This window comes from Bacillus sp. MUM 116, from assembly GCF_001866655.1.
Classification (GTDB): Bacteria; Bacillota; Bacilli; order Bacillales; family Cytobacillaceae; genus Neobacillus.
On record NZ_MLYR01000020.1, the window covers coordinates 26,023 to 45,350 of the forward strand.

A 19,328-nucleotide genomic window follows, 5' to 3' on the forward strand; every position below is an offset into this window, starting at 1 on the left:
GTGGACAGTCGCTTATCCAAAGATGATTCGGACGGTGGTACCTTGGTGAACAGTGGAATCGATTTCGATGTGATGACCGAGTTTCTCACAGATTTGCTTTACGAGGTATAGGCCCATTCCGGTTGATTCTTGAAAGTTGCGGCCATTTTCGCCTGTAAAGTATGGATTAAAGACGCGCGGGAGATCACTTTCCAGGATGCCGACGCCTTCGTCCTTGACCTCAAGAACGGTCTTGATACCACGTCGGTAGCTAAGGAAGTGGATTTTCCGGTTTTCATGAACAGTGTAACGAATGGCATTGGTAATCAGTTGTGTTATCACAAATGATAACCACTTTTCATCGGAGACAATCTGATGGTCCTCGCTAAAGTGGAAGGAGGGGAATATTCGCTTCCTGATAAATAACCGTTTTTGGTTCGAGACAGTGGATTGCACCACCGATTCCAAATTCAGGTTCTCGACAAAAAAGTCCCGTTCAAATGTATCAAGCCTCGCGGTATAAAGAACCATATCCAACCCTTTGCGCAATCGGTCAATTTCATCACCAATTGCGGTAAAACGAGGATCATCCTCTTCCTGAATAATTAAATGTATCACTGATAAAGGAGTTTTCATTTGATGCACCCATTGATTGATAAACTGGATATGTCCTTCAAGCTTGTGCTTATAGTTATGTAAATCAGTTTGATAATGTTGGAACTGACTTAATAGGAGCTCCTGCAAACTTTCAGCCAATGGTGAATGGTGCACCTCGGATCTAAAATCCTTCAATGATTCGAGCGGTTTTTCCAACCGCTGATAAAACGAACGATGTGTAATATATCTGAATATAAGATACCCGACGAAAAGACAGCCACTAAGCAGGGCAGCATATAAACTTATCTCAAGATGGTGAAACCCATCAAGCCAATAAATTACGGTAATGACCATTAATTGTCCAATATATAGAAAAATAAGGGGAAGCTGCTCACGGATGAAAAGCGTCATTCGTTTTCACCCCAGTTTGGAACGAGTCGATAGCCCTGACCACGAATGGTTTGAAGTGCCTGCTCTACCTCTAATTGTGATAACTTTTTCCTTACCCGTGTAATGTAAACATTCAATGTATTATCATCAACGAATGCCTGGTCATCCCAAATTTTTTCTAATAAACGGTCACGGCTCACCACTCGCTCCGCTTTTTTCATTAATTCATCTACAATTTTTGCTTAGGTATGACTTAATTCGACGGTTTTGTCATGTAAAGACATGCAAAGCCGTTCAACATCAAGTGTTAATCCCTCCACTGTAGTAGTTCGTCCCTGCTGGGGATTGGCATAGGAACCGTACACCCGGCGAACCTGGCTATTAATTTTGGCAAGGACAATATCATAATCAAACGGTTTTGTTATGTAATCATCTGCACCGTTTTCAAGAGCCATCACTTGATCCATTTTTCCTTCTCGAGCCGATATAAAGAGAATCGGACATGTTGAAATACTGCGGATTTGCCTGCACCAGTAATAGCCATCAAATTTTGGTAAATTAACATCTAAAAGGACAAGATGCGGTGCATATTCTTCAAACTTATCCCGGACTGACTCGAAATCTTGAACCGATTTTGTATCAAAGCCAAATTTATGTAAATGCTCCTCAAGTAAGTGGACAATCTGTTGGTCATCCTCAATGATAAAAATTTTAAACATACCATTTTCTCCCTTCTAATACTGCCATATTGTAACAAAATTGAAGGGGGAATTGAAAACAGGAAGCCTTTTGAAAATTTACATTGGGGTATGTAGACTGCCAGTAAACCTTGATAATTCGCCCGTAAGAGATGGCAGACCGCCAGTAAATGCAGCTTTTTCACCAATAAGAGAAGGTAATCCGCCAGTAAACAAATTCAAAGGAAAATCCGAAAAAAGTGGCTCCAAAAACCTCATATAAAAAAGAAGGTGAGTTTCACCTTCTACTTTACAAAATTATGTGCGCTGAATTTGTGCGGTAGAGAAGCTCTTAATCAACTTTTGTAAATTCCGATGACCTTCTCTTAATTTGATTGTTTCATCAATAATCATCTGAAATCCTTGCAATTCTTGATCGGATGCATTTAATAGGGATTTCGGCAAACCTTCTGCAAGTTGTTGTAGGGTGTAATCTTTTGTCACGGACATCGACCATCCTTTCAACTTTTTCATTAGACTTCAATTTTGTCTTTTCTAGTAATTTGGGATATACACTCGTTTTTCCTGCATATACAATAAAAAACTTATCTACATATATCACCAGAATTCTTTTTGAAAAACGATAATTTAGCAACTAACGACATGAGCCACTAAAAACCCCGGTATTTTGTAGAAAATAATAGTAACTTTCTAGCTTGCTTGTAATGTGGAGACAAGGTAAATTATAGAAATATTGATATTTTAAGGAGGGTTAGGGGATGGAACATGAATTAAAAGAATTAATCAAGAAGTGCGATTTGGCAATAAAGCAAGAAGATTTTGATATGTTGATGAATTACTATACGGATGATGCTATTCTGGTGGTAAAACCTGGCATGATTGCCCGAGGTAAAGAGGAAATCAAAAAAGCATTTATCGCCATTGCCCAATACTTTAATAACAGTCTTGTACCAACTCAAGGTGAGATGATAATTTTAGAGGCGGGGGACACTGCGTTAGTGATTTCTCAAACACTGCTTGATGCTGATAAAAACGAGTCGGAATTATCTATGGATAGAAGAGCAACCTACGTATTTAAGAAAAATTCAAAAGGGGATTGGCTTTGTGCAATTGACAACTCCTATGGTACGGATTTAATTAAAATGTAGACCTTTTCGTTTTTAACAGACCCAAACAAATAAGTTATAAAAATAACAAAAGGCTTCCTCCAAAATGATATGGGGAAGCCATTGTTATTTCTAATTTAATATCGTTACCTTCAAATGTTTTACACCAAAATTAATGGCATCTGCTTGGGAAGGAATAAAGACATCGATTCGATTTCCTTTAATGGCCCCCCCTGTATCGCCAGCTATAGCTTCACCAAATCCTTCTACATAAACTTTACTACCTAGCGGGATAACAGATGGATCAACGGCAATAACCTTTGCATTTGGGTTTTCCTTTATGTTAATTCCAGTTTTTGTGATACCTGAACATCCTGCACATGAAGCTGTATAAGCAGTGGCCTTTACAGTGATTTGTTTTGCAGCATCTACTTGTTTTACACTTTGCGTTGAAACTTGTTCCTTTGATTTTTCCGTATTACCTTTAGTATCTGCAGATTGATCAGATTGATCATTCTTTTTTGTATTTGTTTCAGAAACATTCTTTTCATTTACACCCTCAAAGTATATTAAATCTAATCCAGGATGGATCAGGTCGGTAATTAAATGATTCCATTCCTTTAGCTGCGAAACACTCACATCATGTTTTTTAGCAATATCCATTAATGTTTCATTATCTTTAACGATATAATGTTTTTCAGGTGCGACGTCCAGTCTTTCACCTGGATAAATAAAATCTGAAGTTAAATGATTTAACAATTGGATGTTTTCAACCTTTGTATGATTAACACTTGCCAGATTGGAAAGTGTATCTCCTTCTTGAACAGTAATCGTAGCAGCTTGTACATTAGCAGTTACAGTTCCTGAGAGTACAACAGCTGCCATAATTGTTTTTATTTTGTTTAGCATTCTTTTCCCCTCCGTTTTCTTTGTCCGCTAAGTTTTCATAAGCTTATCATGAATTTTAGGGATACAAAGAACAAGGAGATGTTAAAAACATTACAAGCATGGCAATTATATTGCAATAGTATTTCTATATTAACTGAATAATCAGAAAACATAGTGTGTCAAACACATCTTATAAAAGGAAAAGCCCTATAGGATGCACTCTAAGCGGCACATCCTATTTATTACAATAATGTTACAAAAAATGAGTCTTTTGTTTTACGAAACTCCAATATTTTCCCATATACCCAGCATTTTATTCTAGCAAATCCTAAATATTTGCTGAGTAAAACGGTTCAAGAAATAAAAAATCCGAAAATCGTATATAAAATAATCGAAATTACACCACCAATCGCCGCAATTTTTAATTTGTAACGGGCATAATCAACAAGTGATAAATCCAGAATGGTGGCGGTGGTGATCGTGGTATCACCGAGAGGGGAGGTTAACGCTCCAAAAGCGCCACTGGCAAAAACAGCACCAACGGTTAATGGAATTGATGCATCGGTCGAAACGGCTAGGGACATTCCTAATGGCATGAATAACCCCCAAGTTCCCCAAGAGGAACCAATAAAATACCCGATAATGGAACCTAATACAAAGATGGTTACTGGGGTCAAAAAGGCTGGCAGGAAGGAACCTAAGGTTGAACTGATAAATTTTGAAAAACCAAGATCTTCTGCCGATAAGGTTAATGACCAGATAAGAACTAGCAAAGTGATGGCCTCCATCATTTGGTTTCCGCCATCAAAAAAGTGGTAAAGGATTTCATCTAATTTCTGTCGTCTTATTATGTAAAAAACAAAGGATAAAACAAGAGTGATGAAAACAGCTAATAACATCACAAATGTGGCATCGGCCATCGAATAAGCCTCAAAAACGGTGTGTGCCCCCTTTGCGATACCGTTTTGCCATAGTAGAAATAATGATAATCCCAAAAGTAAAAAGACGGGGAAAATCAAATTCCAAGGCTGGGATTTAACCATCGACAATTCTTTTTTTATGCCACTCCGGTGCAGGTCATTCTCTTCTTCGTCAACCTGTTTTTGATTAAGGTTGAGGAGGGAGGTGTTGTTCCTGGGGGTCCAAAAGGTTTGGACAATACCAATAACCAGCATGACAATTGCAAAAAAATTAAACAAAATACTAAGCAAGAAGACATGATAGGGGGACATCCCTAAATGAAGCTTACCTATGCTGCCTTCCACTAATGACACCATGAATCCAACGAACGCGGTCGCCACCGGTAAGAGGACAATCACCGACTCTGTTGAAATATCCATCGTTAGACCGACCTTTTGCTTTGGCAAGTTCATTTTATTAATGAGGGATTTTACGATTGGACCAATCATCATGATGCGAAACATCGGCATCATAAAGGTAAAAAGGAGGGTGAACCAAATGAGCGAAAGCAGCCCGCGTTCTGTATGAATCTTATTCCCAACCCATTCCGAAAAACCCTTAATCCCACCAGATATGTTCATCATGCCAACTAATCCGCCAAATAAATAAAGAAATCCGATAATTTTAATATTATTTCTAACGGATAAGGTGGTCACAATATATGAAACCGTTTGATAGACTCCATCTAATAAATCAGCTTTAAAAATGAAAGAACCCACCAGCAAACCGAGGATTAGACCAGGTAAGATGTTTTTTAGCCAGATAGATAAAGAAATAACGATGATAAAAGGTAATAAAGAAAGCCAAGTATGATTCAAAGTTTCCCCTCCTCAAGCATACTTTATATTTGAAAAACTCATTCCATTATTATGACCATATAATAGAAGAAAAATGAGGAACTGAACAATTTGATAAATAGAAAAAACACACTACAAATAAATTTGTTGTGTGCCTATTTATCACTAGCATTTTTTAAATCATTGTAATAACAACTTTTCCCTGCGCATGCCCTTCAGCAAAATACTTGAAAGCTTCGGGTATTTCGCTCAACTTATATTGCCGATCAATTACCGGTTGAACTTTGCCGGCCTCAATCAGTTCTTTTAAATCAATCAAATCCTTTTGGTTTGCCCTTTGTAAGAAGGTGCTAATTTTCTTTTTCCCGGTCACAGAAATCCAAGGCCCCGCTACCATGGCATGAAACATTTGAGTCCCAGAACCACCCACATGCACAAACATTCCATTCGGACGTAAGACACGCTTATAAGCGGAAATCGGATAAGATCCATTCACCCCCAAAATGAGGTCATACCTCTGGTGTTTATTGGTGAAGTCTTCATTTTCATAATCAATTGCATGGTCCGCACCAAGGGATTGTAATATGTCTAAATTCCTCGTACTGCACACACCCGTTACCTCAGCCCCGAATGATTTGGCAATCTGAACAGCGAAAGTTCCTACACCTCCAGATGCCCCATTAATCAATACTTTTTGACCTGTCTGAATTTTTCCTTTATCTCGTAAGCTTTGTAAGGCAGTGACACCTGCCATAGGCACCGCAGCTGCTTCTTCAAAGGAAAGATTGGCTGGTTTCAGCGCAATTGCTTTTTCGGGAACAGAAACATTTTCAGCAAAACCTCCCCAACTACAACCGGACAGGTCACCATAAACATCATCACCAGGTTGAAATTGGGTAATATTTTTACCAACAGCTTCAACCCTTCCTGCAATGTCACCACCAGGGATCGAGTATTTTGGTTTAAGCAAACCGAATACAAAGCGGGCCAAAAAAGGTTTTCCTTTCAAAAGTACCAGGTTACCATAATTTAAGGACGAAGCATGGATTTTTACCAGGACTTCGTTGTCTCCAGGAATTGGTTTTTCCACTTCTTGTAATTCAAGGACATCTGCCGAACCATATTGATGATATACAATTGCTTTCATACGCTCCCCCCAAAATGATTTCATTTGAAAAAACCTCTAATTAAAAGGTATTCGAGTGAAAAGATATTAAAGACTAAAATATATATACATAAACTTGTATAATTATTAATCTAAAAAATAGAACGATTAGTTAAAAATCTTTTATAAATTCAGAAAAAATGAAAACGCTTTCTAAAAAACTATCATAAATATTCAAAAAATATTCAAAAAAAGATTGTCAAAAAAGATTTTTTTCACTATAATCAAAATTATCAAATGTGAGGAAATATAACATGGAAATGAGGGTTAATATAACATGGCTAAAACATTAACTGAAAAAGCACCTTTAACTGCTACAACTCTCAAACAAATTAAAGAAATCATTGCAGAAAAATCTGTTGAACTATTACACTTGCAATTTGTTGATATTGAAGGAATCTTAAAACACGTAACCGTTACAACTGAGCAGCTCGAAGATGTAGTCGAAGGGAGAATGATGTTTGATGGCTCTTCCATTAAAGGATTTTCTCCAATTAATAAATCAGACCTTTATTTGCAGCCAGATCTTAATACATTTGCCGTTCTTCCATGGACAGTAGAAGAGGGGTATGCGGAAGCTCGTTTCTTATGTTCGGTTAAAAATCCAGATGGAACTTGGTATGAAGGGGATACTAGAAATGTTCTAATGAAGACGGTTGAGCGTGCGTCAGAAAAAGGCTATACGATTTCTGTTGGGCCTGAATTAGAATTTTTCCTTTTCAAAACAGATGAAAATGGGTATGCTACGCAAGAACTTGGCGATAAAGCAGGCTATTTCGAGCCCTCCCCACATGACCTTGGCGAGCGAGTTCGTTTAGAAATCTATCGTGCATTAAAAGCAATGGGCTTTACGATTGAAGCATCACACCATGAAGTGGCAGAAGGTCAGCACGAAATTAATTTTAAATATGCGGATATTTTATCAGCAGCAGACCTTTCAACTACTTATAAATGGGTTGTAAAAACTGTTGCCAAGAAATTTGGTTTACACGCAACTTTCATGCCAAAACCAGTATTTGGTATCAACGGTTCTGGAATGCATGTTAATATGTCCCTCTTTGACGATAATGGAAATGCATTCTTTGATGAAGCGGATGATTTACAATTATCGGAAAAAGCATACCAATTTATCGCAGGAGTTCTGGCAAACGTGAAGAACTTTACAGCCGTGACGAATCCATTAGTAAACTCTTACAAGCGTTTAGTTCCCGGCTATGAAGCGCCTTGCTATATCGCTTGGTCAACTTCTAACCGTTCAGCGTTGATTCGTATCCCTGCTAAAAGAGGTTTAGCGACTCGCGTTGAATTACGCTGCCCAGATCCGTCTTCGAATCCTTACCTAACCTTTGCTGTAATTGCAGCTGCAGGTTTAGATGGAATCGAAAAAGGACTAGAAGTACCTGCTCCAATTAGCGAGGATATTTTCCATATGTCGGAAGAAACAAGAGCGTTCATGGGTATTGACAGCCTTCCTGGCAGCTTGGCAGAAGCAATCGATGCATTGGAATCAGGAGAAATTGCTGCTAATACTCTTGGGGAGCACATTTATAACGAATACATTTCTATGAAAAAAGCGGAATGGGATAGCTACCGTACAGCAGTACACACATGGGAAATCGAAAACTATCATTCTAAATTCTAATGATTGAAAAAAGCGGGGAGAGCAGCCCCGCTTTTTTTGATGGTTTTTCGTGATCCCGTAGTGGGTTAAAGAAAATAAGGTAAAATAAAAATGTTATGTTTTAACAGCGGAAATGAAGGTTCAGAAAAGAAATGAGAGGAGTGTATGAAATGGAGGTAAGTCCAAAGGGATTTTTTGTGAATCATTTGCGTTATATTCTACGATCTGCAATAGAAAAGGATGCAAGTAATTTGTCGGAAGTGAGATTGCAGATTGATGGCGAAACAGAAAACTTAGATAGAGAAAAAGGCGAAGCGTACATAGATGAAACAGGTTTTATACAACTCATTAAAAATGACACAGAAAGCAGTAATAACTTATTTTTAGTGGCTGAAGTAAATGGAAGAATTGTAGGTTTTTCAAGATGTGAAGGGAACTATTTAAAAAGAACTTCTCATAAGGTAGAATTTGGGGTTTGTGTTTTGAAAGAATATTGGGGTTATGGAATCGGCAAAAACTTATTAAAGGAATCTATTCACTGGGCAGATGCAATTGGAATAAAGAAAATAACGTTGAATGTCCTTGAAACCAACGATAAAGCAATCAAGCTTTATAAAAAATACGGCTTTGAAGTGGAAGGGATATTAAAACAGGACAAACTTCTAACAGACGGGGAATTCTATAATACCCTATTGATGGGTAGGATTGTTGAATAATGAAAAGAGGAACATCCAATTTGTTTTAAATTAAATACAATAGGTCAATCACTCCCAATGATTGACCTTATGATTTTTATAATAATTTTTTAACCATTACAATATGCGGCCCGATAGGAGGATAGTCAAAAACATCACCATGTGCTTCAAAACCCAATTTCATATAATATTCCTGTACGGTCGTTCTTCCTTTGCACCATAAAAGGTCAACAGATTCCCTGATCCATGGATACCATTTCCAGGATAAAATTCCATTGCGAGGTTTCACATATAATAGAAGGTTCAAACCCAAGTCTCCTGCATTCCTCCATAATGGTTTCATGGATGGAAAAGCCCTCACGGAAGATAATTAAGTTTTCATACATCAACTCTTCCCATTTTACACGATCATGTTGTGCCAAAGGATGATTTTCATGGACAAGAATGCGTAAAAGGATCTCTTTTGATTGTATTAGAAGTTTTAATAAACGTTCAATCAAATTTTAACCAAGTGATTATTTGCAGCTTTCAAGGTGATATTTAATCAGCTATTGACCAAACGAATTATCAATGGCTGGCCTTATAATACGAAGAAGCAGGGTAGTTTAGGTCTTCGTTAGTATAAAGGATAGCTTCTCTATGAACCTTGTGTGCCCCACTTTCATTACAAGTCAAGAAAGCTGTTCCCATTTGTACGCCCTTTGCTCCTAAGCAAATAGAAGCCATTAACCCTCTCCCGTCCATATTTCCTCCAGCAGCAACAACAGGAGTGCTAACATTGTCAAAAACCTGTGGAATTAATGACATTAAACCAACTAAACTCTCTTGAGACCCATCGATAAAGCTCCCCCGTTGTCCACCAGCTGCGATCTTTTTATCAAAATTCACCGTGAATTGGCAGCCTTTATTAGTAGGTGTGAATTTAAGTGGACTTGGTACGATTGTTGCTTCCCTCGCAAGTGTAATTTCATTTAAACTTTTTATTAAGAGAGATCCACAAAAAAGTAAAATGTATCTTATAAGGTTTAGCTTTTATAACTTTTCGATTTTAGCTCTTTTAACTCTTGTTTATTATTTTACAATGAAATATCAAAATTTCTTTTAATACAAAGTAATAGGTTTAAATAACTTTTAATCATAGGAACACCCCTAATTTTGAAAGGAGGAGAAGAAGAGAACCGAAAGAAACTAAAGGAAAAGCGATATGAAGAACTCCCGATAAGATTCCAGCCAGGTTAATAATTCCGTTATCAGCCAACTTTTTCTCAAGAACAGCAACAAGAACAACGGCACCAGCTGCAATTATGAAGTGAACATCAAAGAACGCTAGAGGGTTGATATAGAGGGAATAGAAGGAATAGAAGGAATAGAAGGGAAGAGAACGGCGACTGTTCTCCTGGTGTTTCCGGTATAAAATAAATCGTGATAAATAGAGAAAAAAACATATTTTTTAAAAAGATTACTTGAAAAACAAGCTGAAGAATTGGAAGCCTTGCAGAGGAAGGGACCTGCTCTAACTAGATAATTAGCAAAAAGACTAAGGAACCCTGATTGAAGAGTAGTTAGTGGTAGTTAACTGCTCTTTTTTTCATTCATTTATTTTCATACAAGTCTTTTGAGACAAATTGAAGTCTAAATAAAGGGTTTTTAGTTTAAACAGGATATTCTACTAAACTCATCTGCAGGAATTCAATTTTCACCATAAAACTGATGATTAATTGTTATTATTCTCCAGTTAATTCTTCTTCAAAGAAAAAGGTATTTGGATATTCTTTAACAACGTATGAGTACCTTTTCATGTTTTTAACATACTGACATTTATAGATTGTTACAGATTCACCGGACACTTTAATTTTTACTTCTTCCCCAATAGTAAAAAGACTTTCCCTCATTCTTTCACCTTCTTTAGTATCCAAAAATAATAAATTATGCTCATCGCTTTTGATGAATACTTTATAAATTAAGTTTGACAGAACTTCTTAATATTATCCAGTTCTTTTTTGGGGGGGCGGTATTTGAAATGATTTTAATTGCTGATGGTGGACAAATTTTAAAGGCAAAAAAGCAAAATAAATTTATTAAGAAGTTATATTAAGAGTGGTTGAAAAGTCGACTTACCATAAAGTATCGTTGCAGTTACTTACAAAAAATGTTATTATAAATATTGAATTATTTTTGTTCGGTGTAAAGGATTATAAGTTTAACTTTTCGTCTTGATGATCACTGAGAGCAAGAATAGTAATACATTGTGTGTAAATACACACTAGGAGGCAACAAAAATGGAAAAAGGTAAAGTAAAATGGTTTAACGGCGAAAAAGGCTTCGGATTCATCGAACGTGAAGGTGGAGAAGATGTATTCGTTCATTTCTCAGCGATTCAAGGCGAAGGGTACAAAACATTAGAAGAAGGTCAAGAAGTGACTTTTGACGTTGAAAAAGGTCAACGTGGACCACAAGCAGCTAACGTACACAAAGCTTAATAATAGAATCCTTTAAACAGGCTCTTAATTTAGAGTCTGTTTTTTTTATTTCTTCTTTTAAAAACAAGGAGCCCCACTCACGAATGAGTAGGGCACATGTAAACAAGTAAATCAAATGGTAAACAAAGTGTATCACATAATAACGGAATGTCCTAATTTAAATGAGGGAGGCTGAAAAGTTTGCTCATTTTATTTACTGCTTTTATCGAACCAATCAAATGCCATGTGAAAAAGGTAAAGTAAAAATCAATTCAGATGTGCATTCAATCAAGGTGTTTAGTCCAATATAAAAAATAGTAAACACATAGAAGGGGTTTTTGAGTATGACAACATTTCATGAAATGGGCATTAGTGAACCCATTCAAAGAGCGATTACGGATATGGGATTTGAAGAAGCATCTCCTATTCAAGAGAAAGCGATTACTTTGGCTTCGATGGGGAAGGACATTAAAGGTCAAGCACAAACAGGTACAGGAAAGGCGACTGCCTTCGCCATACAGATCTTGGAGAAAGTGGATACGAGCAAAAAATATGTTCAGGCGATTGCAATTGCACCTACAAGAGAATTAGCTATTAATCTCGCTTTTTCTCTAGTTGTATTTATGTAAAGCAAAGAAATATCAGATGAAGTATGTCCGAGTTGAGACTTAATCAAAGGGAAATCTCCATTTGTTTGTACAGCAAGGTTGGTTGCATATGTATGCCGCACCTTATGGGGGTACATTCTTTTGTCAAACGACTTTGTATATTTATAAACGATATTCTCTATAGCACGATTCGTTAGTGGTTTCGGTTCATTTTTATTAGGTAATAGGGAGAATGTGTATGTATCGACCAAAGAGCTTCTCTTTATTGGTCAATTTTTTTTTGGGAAACGAACCTTCAGGCGCATTCAAAAAATTGTTAAAATCATTTACAATTTTATTAAGGTAGAAATAAATAAAAGTTTTTTGAAGGGATTTTTTAAATGAGTGGAATTGCAAAAACTCCGGAACCACCTTATTATGCAGTCATTTTTGCATCACAGAGAACGGATGGTGACAAAGGATACGGCAAAATGGCAGACAAAATGGTTGAATTGGCATCACAACAAAAAGGTTTCTTAGGAATGGAAAGTGCAAGAGATGAAGGGCTAGGAATAACCGTTTCCTATTGGGATTCCTTAGAATCAATAAAAATTTGGAAGGAAAATTCGGCTCATAAAGCAGCACAAGAAAAAGGTAAAACAGAATGGTACAAAAATTTTGCTCTCAGAATCTGTAAAGTGGAGAGACAGAACTTATTTGAAATTTGAAAAATGAAAAATTGAAATGACATTCCTATTCTCTAAAAGACTGAATAATTAGGCTTTTTCATGTTTCCAAGATCTTCACTCCGTTATTATTGCCTCTCTAATCAATTAAATCCCTTTTACAAGCAGTTGGGTTATTTTAATAGGCATATCGGTCAATTTATTGGAGATTTTATCATTAAAGGGCAATTTATCTTTATGAAAAAGGATGTTACTGATATGCCGTTGAAAATGCAAAGAATCCTTAATATAGCGATGGTCTTATTGGCATGGTCAACACTACCTTTATTGGGAGTCCAGAATTTTAAGCGATTTTTTCCCGCTTCTTTCCTTATTGGCGTTTTCGAAGTGTGTAATGCAATCATTGGGAAAAGGCGCAAATGGTGGGTATTTTATAATAAGCCCAATTCATACTTATTTGGTGAATTTCCTTTTAATATTGGTCCCATATTTATAATCTCTTTGTGGATTCTTAAATGGACATATGGAAATTTTGTACGGTTTATTTTTCTCAATGCATTAGTACATGTTTTCTTTGTATTTCCTTTCACATTTTTTGCAAAAAAAATAAGGTATTATTCATTAGTACGGATAAATAAATTCCAGTTTTTTTTATACTTCTTTTATAAGGCTGTTTTATTTTATTGGTTACAATGTCTTTTTGAAAGGACAAAAGTGCAAGAGGATTAACATTTAAAGTTGGAAATAGTGACTAAATATATGCTTACTAAAAAAATCTAGTGCTAGGTCCTTGCTGTGCATATGCTTAAACAGCAAGGAGCAGGCACTTTTTTTATTTCACTATTTTTATGTAATGTAAAATCTATTTAAACAACAGTTTAATATATAAACAAATGTTTGTAAATGGGTAAAAAATTGTGAATAAGCTTAATTAGAATACATAAATTTCACATGAGGATACAATACTCAAACTATTATACCAAAAAATAGATTTGCAAAAAGGTAGACCTGTGATTTATATTGGAGACTATGATTTTTTTTAAAATATTCAAAGAATCATAATCAATATAAATCATGGGAGGATGTTAGATGATGAATAAGTATTTGTATCCCTTGTTGGTTGTGATCGCTGCTAGTAGTTACGGGGTAGTTTCAACCATCATAAAACTGGCAATACGGAGTGGCTTTTCTGTCTCTGAGGCAGTTACAAGTCAATTTTTTATCGGTTTTTGTATTGCAATGTGTATATTCCTTCTTACAAACAGAACAAAAATAAGTTTTAATGGCGTTAAAACTCTTCTCATTGCAGGGGTTCTAACCGGGTTGACAAATATTGTTTATGGCCGTTCTTTGAACTATTTACCTGCTTCATTGGCAGTTGTATTGCTTTTTCAATTTACCTGGATTGGCATGTTAATTTCTTGTATTACAAAGCGTCAATTTCCCAGTCGAATTGAAGTCATTTCTTTAATCATACTGGTTATGGGAACGATTCCAGCGGCTGGTTTGTTTGATGCAGATCTTTCTAAAATACCATTTCAAGGCTGGCTTTGGGGTCTGGCAGCTGCACTTTGTTATTCCCTATTTTTATTTGTTAATGGCAGGTCAACGACCAATATGAAAACGACTAATCGATTAGTATTGGTATCTTTCTTTGCCTTTATAACGACGGCTGTCTTTCAATCTCCGGAGATTATTTGGAATGGGACTTTGTTTACTGAAGGACTTTGGCTTTATGGATTGGCGCTGGGGTTATTTGGCCTAGTTATTCCCGTATTCTTATTCAGTATTGCCGTTCCGAAGGTGGGACTAGGTATGTCATCCATTTTAGGTGCTATTGAATTGCCTATTGCTGTGATGGTATCCGTTATTTTATTAAGTGAAACGGTTACTGCAATGCAAGTAGCAGGTATAGTAACCATTATTCTTGGTATAAGTTTACCGACCATACTTAGCAGCAATAAATGGTTGAATAAAGATAAAGTTGCAAATAAGAAAGTAAATAAAAAAACCTATTGGTTTGCTATTTTTAAAAGGCACGTAAGTTGAGTATGTATCTCGTTATTTGTATTAAATTTTCAAAAATAGCCTTTACGCAGCGAGAGTAAAGGCTATTTATCAATGGAAAAGTTCATTTTTCCGAAATAAGCTAAAATGGGTATGACCGACTAAAGGCGGTCATTTTATGTTGTTGATTTAGCAGGGAGTAAGAGACCGTATATTTCCTTCATATTCGGCGTATGATGTGGAATAAGATTAGCTAATTTTTAACTTTGTGGAAGGAATATATTCAGAAATTATTATCGTAGGTTACGATTGAAGTGAATTTGGAGACTTTAAGAATTGAATTGGTAAAATAAGAAAATTATCTATTTCCAGGGTGGAGCCTTAAACTCGACCCCTTTTCTTTTTGCGCCTGAAAACAGGTTAGTCTCCAGTCTATGGCGGTTAAAAGAATTAGAGATATTTATATTTTAAATCAAGCTATCATTCAAGGATTAAATGTCATAATCATTCTGCTTCAGCGTAAGCTTCTGTTGTTGTGTCTTTACACTCCCAGCATTCCGCTCGATTTCTTTCCATTATAGATAATTCCTCTCCGCATGAAATGCAAATATCCATTAATAATCCCCCTTTCTGTGTTTTTTCATTGTTTAAACATACAACTTTATTTATTAAATAAGTTGTATGTTTAATTATAACGCAAAATATTCTGAAAAATAGAACAAACACATGTTAATTGAGTTACAAAATTTACAATCATATCACTTTCAGGTAAGCATTTAAGGTGCTTGGAAATTGAACGGTGGTTATGATTTTTATCAACGGGTATGTTGTAAATATGTCCTTCATGATAATAATGGAATTCCTATACAAATAAAAACCCATAATGGTATAATTTCCCTGTGTAAACAAATATACCGCAGATTAATAGTTTGAAGGGAAAGGAAAACAATATATGCCAAAATGTGTTTTGCTTGTGGTAGATGTTCAAACAGCTTTGGTAAACGAACATCCATATAATGAACGGAAAGTTATTGAAAATATTAAAAACCTTATTTCGGTTGCAAGGGATCATGAAAAGGAAGTTGTGTTTGTCCGACATGATGATGGAGTTGGCACAGAATTAGAGTATGGAACGGATGGGTGGCAGATTTATGATGAAATTGCACCGAATAAGGATGAAAAAGTTTTTGAAAAACAGTATAATAGCGCCTTTCTTAAAACAGGTTTAAAGGAATATTTAGATACGAAAAATGTTAATTCGATTATTTTGGTAGGTATGCAAACAGAATATTGTATTGATACTACGTGTAAAAACGCCTTTGAATTTGGATATAAACTCATTATTCCAGAAGAAACAAATACAACTTTTAATAATGAGTATCTATCTGGTGAAAAACTTTATGAATTTTATAATTTTAAAATTTGGAATAAGCGGTTTGCGAGCGTTCTACCGGTCGATCAAGCAATAAATATTTTAAAGGAAAATAATTCTTAATTTCGACATGTAACAAAAAGAAAAGGAGTGTTTTAATATGTATGAACTCAAAACAAAAGAAAACGACAGAGATGTCATAGAATTTATAGAAAACGTAGAAGCCCCAAAAAAACGGGAAGATGCTTATAAATTAATAGATATTTTTTCGGAAACAACTGGTTTTCAAGCAAAGATGTGGGGCACAAGTATCATTGGATTTGGTTACTATCATTATAAGTATGAATCAGGTCACGAAGGTGATGCTCCTCTGGTTGGATTTTCACCCCGAAAAGCCAAAATCAGTTTATATTTCGCACCAGGTGATCCACACCGAGAAGATTTATTAAAGGATTTTGGAAAGCACACAACTGGAAAAGGGTGTGTATATATCAACAAAATAGCGGATATTGATGTTGAGGTATTAAAAGAGTTAATTAAACAATCCGTAACATTTTTGAACAATATTTATCCGAACAGATAAGCTTTTTACTCTATTAAGCGAAATGGTTTTTGATCCAGCTGCCAAAATGGCAGCTTTCTTTATGCTAACAGTTATCGGCTCTGTTGCTGGCTTCCTTTCCTAAGACAAGGGCAATTAAGGTACCCTAAGTCCCAAAGGAAACCTTAATCATAGCGTACTTGATCTTCTCCATCAATGATTAATTCAAGTTCTGTATAGAAGTTGAGTTCAAGCGGTGCAGGTATGCGTTCCAGAATTTCTTTAATCTCGATAAGATTTTCTGCATCTTCGATCGTAGTGGGTGGATGATCTAAATGCTGATACCAAATCTTTAATTCATCAATAAACTCATAAAAATGCCTTTCAAATCGTTCGGCATAATCTTCACTTTCATCTTCTGAAGCGTTCTTCATCATTTCCCAATCCTCAAGGGCAGCTTCCAATTTTTCTTTAACACGATTGATCACATCATCACTCCTTGTTTTTTCATTGGTGCATTAACTCACAAAATTCATTACTCTCTGGCTTAGTATATTCCTCACACACGATAATTCTACGAAATTTCCTTTCAATACTCAATGACATTAATCAACTAAGGAAAAAAGAAAACGGTTTTGATTATCCTTAGGGACTTTTAATTACAAACGTAAACGAATTAAGGATAAATTAAGTTAACTATTTTAAAGTAAAAGAGTCCTTCAAAAGGATAAAAAGAAATTTACTTTTTATACCACTACTGTTGAAACCTGATGGGTAAAGCAAAGTAATTTTATAAAGGAAAGGAAGTCTTTAAATGGACAAAAATAAATTTACCTCCTGGGGAGTGAGTTTTGCCAGCCTGGCTCTCGTAGCGGGTATGGTATCCTATCTGGGATTGACGAACAAAAATGGTACAAATACCACGAGTAAAACGAGTCAATCAGCAGCAAGTAAAGATTCCAATCAACATTCATCTAATCAAACCAGAGATAGCCAGAATTCTTTTAGAAGTTCATCCAATGAGAATTCTTCGAGCTTGAACGACAATCAATCATTCAATAGTAATAGTCAGTCAGACTTTAATAATAATAGTCCTGATCAGTATAATAGTCAGTTTTCAGGTGGCAATTTTGGTCATCATGGCGGATTTGACACAACTACAGGAGGGACCTGATTATGTATAAATATAATTTTAATTCCATGAGCACGATGGTACAAATAACTATCGACCAAGAATTGTTTGCAAATGACCTTATGCCGGTATACAGATTATTTTCATCCGTTGAAGATACTTGCAGCCGATTTAAGGATGATAGTGAAGTATCGCGGTTAAATCAGCAAATTGGGAAAGAAATGCTGATATCGAATGATATGTTCAGTATTCTTAAAGACGCACTAAAGTTTTATAAAGAGACTAATGGAGTATTTAATCCTGGTATTTTGTCTAGTGTTGAAAACAGCGGCTATACGAGGTCAATTGAGTTTATTAGGGGGAGGGAATTGGGTGCTGCCTCCGATACTGCCGTGGAAGTTAGTAAAAATCAACCGTTTCAATTAAATATGGAGAAACAGACAGTTGTTTTGCTAACTCGCATCGATTTAGGCGGAATCGCGAAGGGCTGGGTGATTGACCGTGCTGCAGAGGTACTATCAAATTATGGATATGGGTTTATTAATGTGGGAGGAGATATTCGGATTTTTGGAAGTTTACCAAGACCATTAAATATTGGAATTGAAGACCCGTTTGATTCCGAAAACATTATTTCATCCATCCAAGTTTCGAATGGGGCAGTTGCCACGTCAACCTCCATGAAAAGAAGATGGAAAATCAATGGCAGAAGTAAGCATCACCTTATTGATGTCACAACAGGGAAACCCTCCACAAGCACGATTATCTCTTCAACGGTAACAGCTCCAACAGCTGTAGAGGCGGACGTATTGGCAAAGGTGGCTCTTTTAATGGGAGAAGAGTCCGGAAAGGCATTGATTTCTAGGAAAAAAAATAAAGCAGTCATGATCAACGAAGCTAAAGAAATTTGGAGGGGAGAGGAATCATATGGAGTCTCTTGAATGGTACGCAATTCGAGCTACAGGGCTTGTGGCTTATCTATTATTATATCTGGCAGCATTAACTGGACTTTATTCTACCGTTCAGAAGAAACGAAAAAAGAAAATAAACGGCATTCTTCATTTTCATGAGGTGCTTTCGGACTGGGCATTCATTATGACTTGCGGGCACTTAGGAATCTTACTGATTGATTCGTATTTTCCATTTAAACTATCTGAATTGTTCATTCCATTTGCGAGCGGATATGAAACGATCCCAATGGCGATAGGGACGTTTGCTTTTTATTTCTTAATTTTAACGATGATTACATCAAAATTCAGGAGGAATATTGGATTTCAAAGATGGCGAAAATTACATGCTCTTAATCCTATTTTGTATATTCTTGTGACTTTACATGGTTTATTGAGCGGTTCAGATTTTCCAGGAATGGTTTTGGCAGCGGTTAATATCTTACCAATCATGATGATGGCGGGATGGTTTCTCTTGAGTAAGAATAGGTTAACAGAAGCAAGGTGAAAAGACCTGTTACGACCCAATTTGGGTTCTGACAGGTCTTTTGATTTTATATATGCTATAAAGAATGGGTTTTATCAGGTTATTTTATTAAGGCTCTTTTCGTAAACTTTGTTGCTTTTGGACCTTAATAAGGGTCAAATACTTAAGTTTCTAGGCAATTTTCGCAAATGTTCTTACGAAAAGATGCCACGAAGCA

Annotated in this window: 23 protein-coding genes and 2 pseudogenes; 12 read left to right on the forward strand and 13 right to left on the reverse strand. The window is 36.0% G+C overall.

The window, feature by feature from the left end; genetic code table 11:
• Window positions 1–12: 12 nt before the first annotated feature.
• The 4 genes and pseudogenes from BIV60_RS05890 to BIV60_RS05905 all read right to left on the reverse strand — a co-directional run bounded on the left by BIV60_RS05890 (window position 13) and on the right by BIV60_RS05905 (window position 2,153).
• Window positions 13–987 carry a sensor histidine kinase gene (locus BIV60_RS05890; RefSeq protein ID WP_071354799.1) on the reverse strand — a complete coding sequence of 325 codons (975 nt, stop codon included), beginning with the start codon at window positions 985–987 and terminating at the stop codon, window positions 13–15.
• Window positions 984–1,685 (reverse strand): annotated as a pseudogene (locus tag BIV60_RS05895) (response regulator). The gene BIV60_RS05890 and the pseudogene BIV60_RS05895 overlap by 4 nt, the downstream one beginning before the upstream one ends.
• Before the next feature lie 78 nt (window positions 1,686–1,763).
• Complete coding sequence (locus BIV60_RS30195; RefSeq protein WP_256218303.1) at window positions 1,764–1,886, reverse strand: hypothetical protein; 123 nt, start codon at window positions 1,884–1,886, stop codon at window positions 1,764–1,766.
• A gap of 75 nt (window positions 1,887–1,961) precedes the next feature.
• Window positions 1,962–2,153, reverse strand: coding sequence for a hypothetical protein (locus BIV60_RS05905; RefSeq protein ID WP_071354801.1), 192 nt, complete (start codon window positions 2,151–2,153; stop codon window positions 1,962–1,964).
• Between the two features lie 269 nt (window positions 2,154–2,422).
• Between BIV60_RS05905 and BIV60_RS05910 the strand changes: the two genes are divergently transcribed.
• Window positions 2,423–2,812, forward strand: a complete 390-nt coding sequence (locus BIV60_RS05910) for a YybH family protein (protein ID WP_071354802.1) — start codon at window positions 2,423–2,425, stop codon at window positions 2,810–2,812.
• Window positions 2,813–2,902: 90 nt separating this feature from the next.
• Here the strand turns inward: BIV60_RS05910 and BIV60_RS05915 are convergent, their stop codons facing one another.
• The 3 genes from BIV60_RS05915 to BIV60_RS05925 form a co-directional block, all read right to left on the reverse strand.
• Window positions 2,903–3,679: a LysM peptidoglycan-binding and 3D domain-containing protein gene (locus BIV60_RS05915; RefSeq protein WP_071354803.1), complete on the reverse strand. Its 777-nt coding sequence runs from the start codon at window positions 3,677–3,679 to the stop codon at window positions 2,903–2,905.
• Window positions 3,680–4,011: 332 nt separating this feature from the next.
• Window positions 4,012–5,436 carry a Na+/H+ antiporter NhaC family protein gene (locus tag BIV60_RS05920; protein ID WP_071354804.1) on the reverse strand — a complete coding sequence of 475 codons (1,425 nt, stop codon included), beginning with the start codon at window positions 5,434–5,436 and terminating at the stop codon, window positions 4,012–4,014.
• A gap of 154 nt (window positions 5,437–5,590) precedes the next feature.
• A complete protein-coding gene (locus BIV60_RS05925) occupies window positions 5,591–6,562 on the reverse strand; it encodes an NAD(P)-dependent alcohol dehydrogenase (protein WP_071354805.1) in 972 nt (323 codons plus the stop codon).
• A gap of 295 nt (window positions 6,563–6,857) precedes the next feature.
• Here BIV60_RS05925 and BIV60_RS05930 point away from each other — a divergent pair, with 295 nt between their 5' ends.
• Window positions 6,858–8,222, forward strand: a complete 1,365-nt coding sequence (locus BIV60_RS05930; protein WP_071354806.1) for a glutamine synthetase family protein — start codon at window positions 6,858–6,860, stop codon at window positions 8,220–8,222.
• 149 nt (window positions 8,223–8,371) lie between these two features.
• Window positions 8,372–8,917 carry a GNAT family N-acetyltransferase gene (locus BIV60_RS05935; RefSeq protein WP_071354807.1) on the forward strand — a complete coding sequence of 182 codons (546 nt, stop codon included), beginning with the start codon at window positions 8,372–8,374 and terminating at the stop codon, window positions 8,915–8,917.
• A gap of 76 nt (window positions 8,918–8,993) precedes the next feature.
• Here the strand turns inward: BIV60_RS05935 and BIV60_RS30200 are convergent, their stop codons facing one another.
• The 4 genes and pseudogenes from BIV60_RS30200 to BIV60_RS29500 all read right to left on the reverse strand — a co-directional run bounded on the left by BIV60_RS30200 (window position 8,994) and on the right by BIV60_RS29500 (window position 10,788).
• The gene (locus BIV60_RS30200; RefSeq protein WP_071354808.1) at window positions 8,994–9,203 is read right to left on the reverse strand and encodes a GNAT family N-acetyltransferase; all 210 of its coding nucleotides are present in this window, start codon (window positions 9,201–9,203) and stop codon (window positions 8,994–8,996) included.
• Window positions 9,124–9,396 carry a LysR substrate-binding domain-containing protein gene (locus tag BIV60_RS30845; protein WP_083402128.1) on the reverse strand — a complete coding sequence of 91 codons (273 nt, stop codon included), beginning with the start codon at window positions 9,394–9,396 and terminating at the stop codon, window positions 9,124–9,126. The genes BIV60_RS30200 and BIV60_RS30845 overlap by 80 nt, the downstream gene beginning before the upstream one ends.
• Window positions 9,397–9,505: 109 nt before the next feature.
• A pseudogene (locus tag BIV60_RS05945) lies at window positions 9,506–9,760 on the reverse strand (nitronate monooxygenase); the annotation flags it as partial.
• An 860-nt stretch (window positions 9,761–10,620) separates the two neighbouring features.
• Window positions 10,621–10,788, reverse strand: a complete 168-nt coding sequence (locus BIV60_RS29500) for a hypothetical protein (RefSeq protein WP_177177228.1) — start codon at window positions 10,786–10,788, stop codon at window positions 10,621–10,623.
• Between the two features lie 387 nt (window positions 10,789–11,175).
• Here BIV60_RS29500 and BIV60_RS05950 point away from each other — a divergent pair, with 387 nt between their 5' ends.
• Together BIV60_RS05950 and BIV60_RS05955 are read left to right on the forward strand one after the other, a co-directional pair.
• Complete coding sequence (locus tag BIV60_RS05950) at window positions 11,176–11,376, forward strand: cold-shock protein (protein WP_071354810.1); 201 nt, start codon at window positions 11,176–11,178, stop codon at window positions 11,374–11,376.
• Window positions 11,377–11,699: 323 nt separating this feature from the next.
• A complete protein-coding gene (locus BIV60_RS05955) occupies window positions 11,700–11,984 on the forward strand; it encodes a DEAD/DEAH box helicase (protein ID WP_071354811.1) in 285 nt (94 codons plus the stop codon).
• Here the strand turns inward: BIV60_RS05955 and BIV60_RS28175 are convergent.
• The gene (locus BIV60_RS28175; RefSeq protein ID WP_256218304.1) at window positions 11,912–12,214 is read right to left on the reverse strand and encodes a tyrosine-type recombinase/integrase; all 303 of its coding nucleotides are present in this window, start codon (window positions 12,212–12,214) and stop codon (window positions 11,912–11,914) included. The two genes, BIV60_RS05955 and BIV60_RS28175, sit on opposite strands and share 73 nt — an antisense overlap.
• A gap of 129 nt (window positions 12,215–12,343) precedes the next feature.
• Here BIV60_RS28175 and BIV60_RS05960 point away from each other — a divergent pair, with 129 nt between their 5' ends.
• The 4 genes from BIV60_RS05960 to BIV60_RS05980 all read left to right on the forward strand — a co-directional run bounded on the left by BIV60_RS05960 (window position 12,344) and on the right by BIV60_RS05980 (window position 16,590).
• Complete coding sequence (locus BIV60_RS05960; protein WP_071354812.1) at window positions 12,344–12,670, forward strand: antibiotic biosynthesis monooxygenase family protein; 327 nt, start codon at window positions 12,344–12,346, stop codon at window positions 12,668–12,670.
• A 1,047-nt stretch (window positions 12,671–13,717) separates the two neighbouring features.
• Entirely contained in the window at window positions 13,718–14,677 is a 960-nt protein-coding gene (locus BIV60_RS05970; RefSeq protein ID WP_071354813.1) for an EamA family transporter, read from the forward strand.
• Window positions 14,678–15,587: 910 nt separating this feature from the next.
• The gene (locus BIV60_RS05975; protein WP_071354814.1) at window positions 15,588–16,130 is read left to right on the forward strand and encodes a cysteine hydrolase family protein; all 543 of its coding nucleotides are present in this window, start codon (window positions 15,588–15,590) and stop codon (window positions 16,128–16,130) included.
• A 37-nt stretch (window positions 16,131–16,167) separates the two neighbouring features.
• Window positions 16,168–16,590 carry a DUF1801 domain-containing protein gene (locus BIV60_RS05980; protein WP_071354815.1) on the forward strand — a complete coding sequence of 141 codons (423 nt, stop codon included), beginning with the start codon at window positions 16,168–16,170 and terminating at the stop codon, window positions 16,588–16,590.
• Window positions 16,591–16,733: 143 nt separating this feature from the next.
• Here the strand turns inward: BIV60_RS05980 and BIV60_RS05985 are convergent, their stop codons facing one another.
• Entirely contained in the window at window positions 16,734–17,036 is a 303-nt protein-coding gene (locus BIV60_RS05985) for a hypothetical protein (protein WP_083402129.1), read from the reverse strand.
• Between the two features lie 326 nt (window positions 17,037–17,362).
• Between BIV60_RS05985 and BIV60_RS05990 the strand changes: the two genes are divergently transcribed.
• The 3 genes from BIV60_RS05990 to BIV60_RS06000 are packed head-to-tail and all read left to right on the forward strand — an operon-like array spanning window position 17,363 to window position 19,132.
• Window positions 17,363–17,722, forward strand: coding sequence for a hypothetical protein (locus tag BIV60_RS05990; RefSeq protein ID WP_071354816.1), 360 nt, complete (start codon window positions 17,363–17,365; stop codon window positions 17,720–17,722).
• Between the two features lie 2 nt (window positions 17,723–17,724).
• A complete protein-coding gene (locus tag BIV60_RS05995) occupies window positions 17,725–18,618 on the forward strand; it encodes an FAD:protein FMN transferase (protein WP_071354817.1) in 894 nt (297 codons plus the stop codon).
• The gene (locus BIV60_RS06000; protein WP_071354818.1) at window positions 18,605–19,132 is read left to right on the forward strand and encodes a ferric reductase-like transmembrane domain-containing protein; all 528 of its coding nucleotides are present in this window, start codon (window positions 18,605–18,607) and stop codon (window positions 19,130–19,132) included. Before BIV60_RS05995 ends, BIV60_RS06000 begins: the two co-directional genes overlap by 14 nt.
• Window positions 19,133–19,328 lie beyond the last annotated feature (196 nt).

Excerpts from the sequence above, each read along its gene's own strand:
- BIV60_RS05890 (WP_071354799.1), bottom strand. The coding sequence starts at position 987 with ATGACGCTTTTCATCCGTGAGCAGCTTCCCCTTATTTTTCTATATATT.
- BIV60_RS05905 (WP_071354801.1), bottom strand. The coding sequence starts at position 2,153 with ATGTCCGTGACAAAAGATTACACCCTACAACAACTTGCAGAAGGTTTG.
- BIV60_RS05910 (WP_071354802.1), top strand. The coding sequence starts at position 2,423 with ATGGAACATGAATTAAAAGAATTAATCAAGAAGTGCGATTTGGCAATA.
- BIV60_RS05915 (WP_071354803.1), bottom strand. The coding sequence starts at position 3,679 with ATGCTAAACAAAATAAAAACAATTATGGCAGCTGTTGTACTCTCAGGA.
- BIV60_RS05925 (WP_071354805.1), bottom strand. The coding sequence starts at position 6,562 with ATGAAAGCAATTGTATATCATCAATATGGTTCGGCAGATGTCCTTGAA.
- BIV60_RS05930 (WP_071354806.1), top strand. The coding sequence starts at position 6,858 with ATGGCTAAAACATTAACTGAAAAAGCACCTTTAACTGCTACAACTCTC.
- BIV60_RS05935 (WP_071354807.1), top strand. The coding sequence starts at position 8,372 with ATGGAGGTAAGTCCAAAGGGATTTTTTGTGAATCATTTGCGTTATATT.
- BIV60_RS29500 (WP_177177228.1), bottom strand. The coding sequence starts at position 10,788 with ATGAGGGAAAGTCTTTTTACTATTGGGGAAGAAGTAAAAATTAAAGTG.
- BIV60_RS05950 (WP_071354810.1), top strand. The coding sequence starts at position 11,176 with ATGGAAAAAGGTAAAGTAAAATGGTTTAACGGCGAAAAAGGCTTCGGA.
- BIV60_RS05955 (WP_071354811.1), top strand. The coding sequence starts at position 11,700 with ATGACAACATTTCATGAAATGGGCATTAGTGAACCCATTCAAAGAGCG.
- BIV60_RS05960 (WP_071354812.1), top strand. The coding sequence starts at position 12,344 with ATGAGTGGAATTGCAAAAACTCCGGAACCACCTTATTATGCAGTCATT.
- BIV60_RS05970 (WP_071354813.1), top strand. The coding sequence starts at position 13,718 with ATGATGAATAAGTATTTGTATCCCTTGTTGGTTGTGATCGCTGCTAGT.
- BIV60_RS05975 (WP_071354814.1), top strand. The coding sequence starts at position 15,588 with ATGCCAAAATGTGTTTTGCTTGTGGTAGATGTTCAAACAGCTTTGGTA.
- BIV60_RS05980 (WP_071354815.1), top strand. The coding sequence starts at position 16,168 with ATGTATGAACTCAAAACAAAAGAAAACGACAGAGATGTCATAGAATTT.
- BIV60_RS05990 (WP_071354816.1), top strand. The coding sequence starts at position 17,363 with ATGGACAAAAATAAATTTACCTCCTGGGGAGTGAGTTTTGCCAGCCTG.
- BIV60_RS05995 (WP_071354817.1), top strand. The coding sequence starts at position 17,725 with ATGTATAAATATAATTTTAATTCCATGAGCACGATGGTACAAATAACT.
- BIV60_RS06000 (WP_071354818.1), top strand. The coding sequence starts at position 18,605 with ATGGAGTCTCTTGAATGGTACGCAATTCGAGCTACAGGGCTTGTGGCT.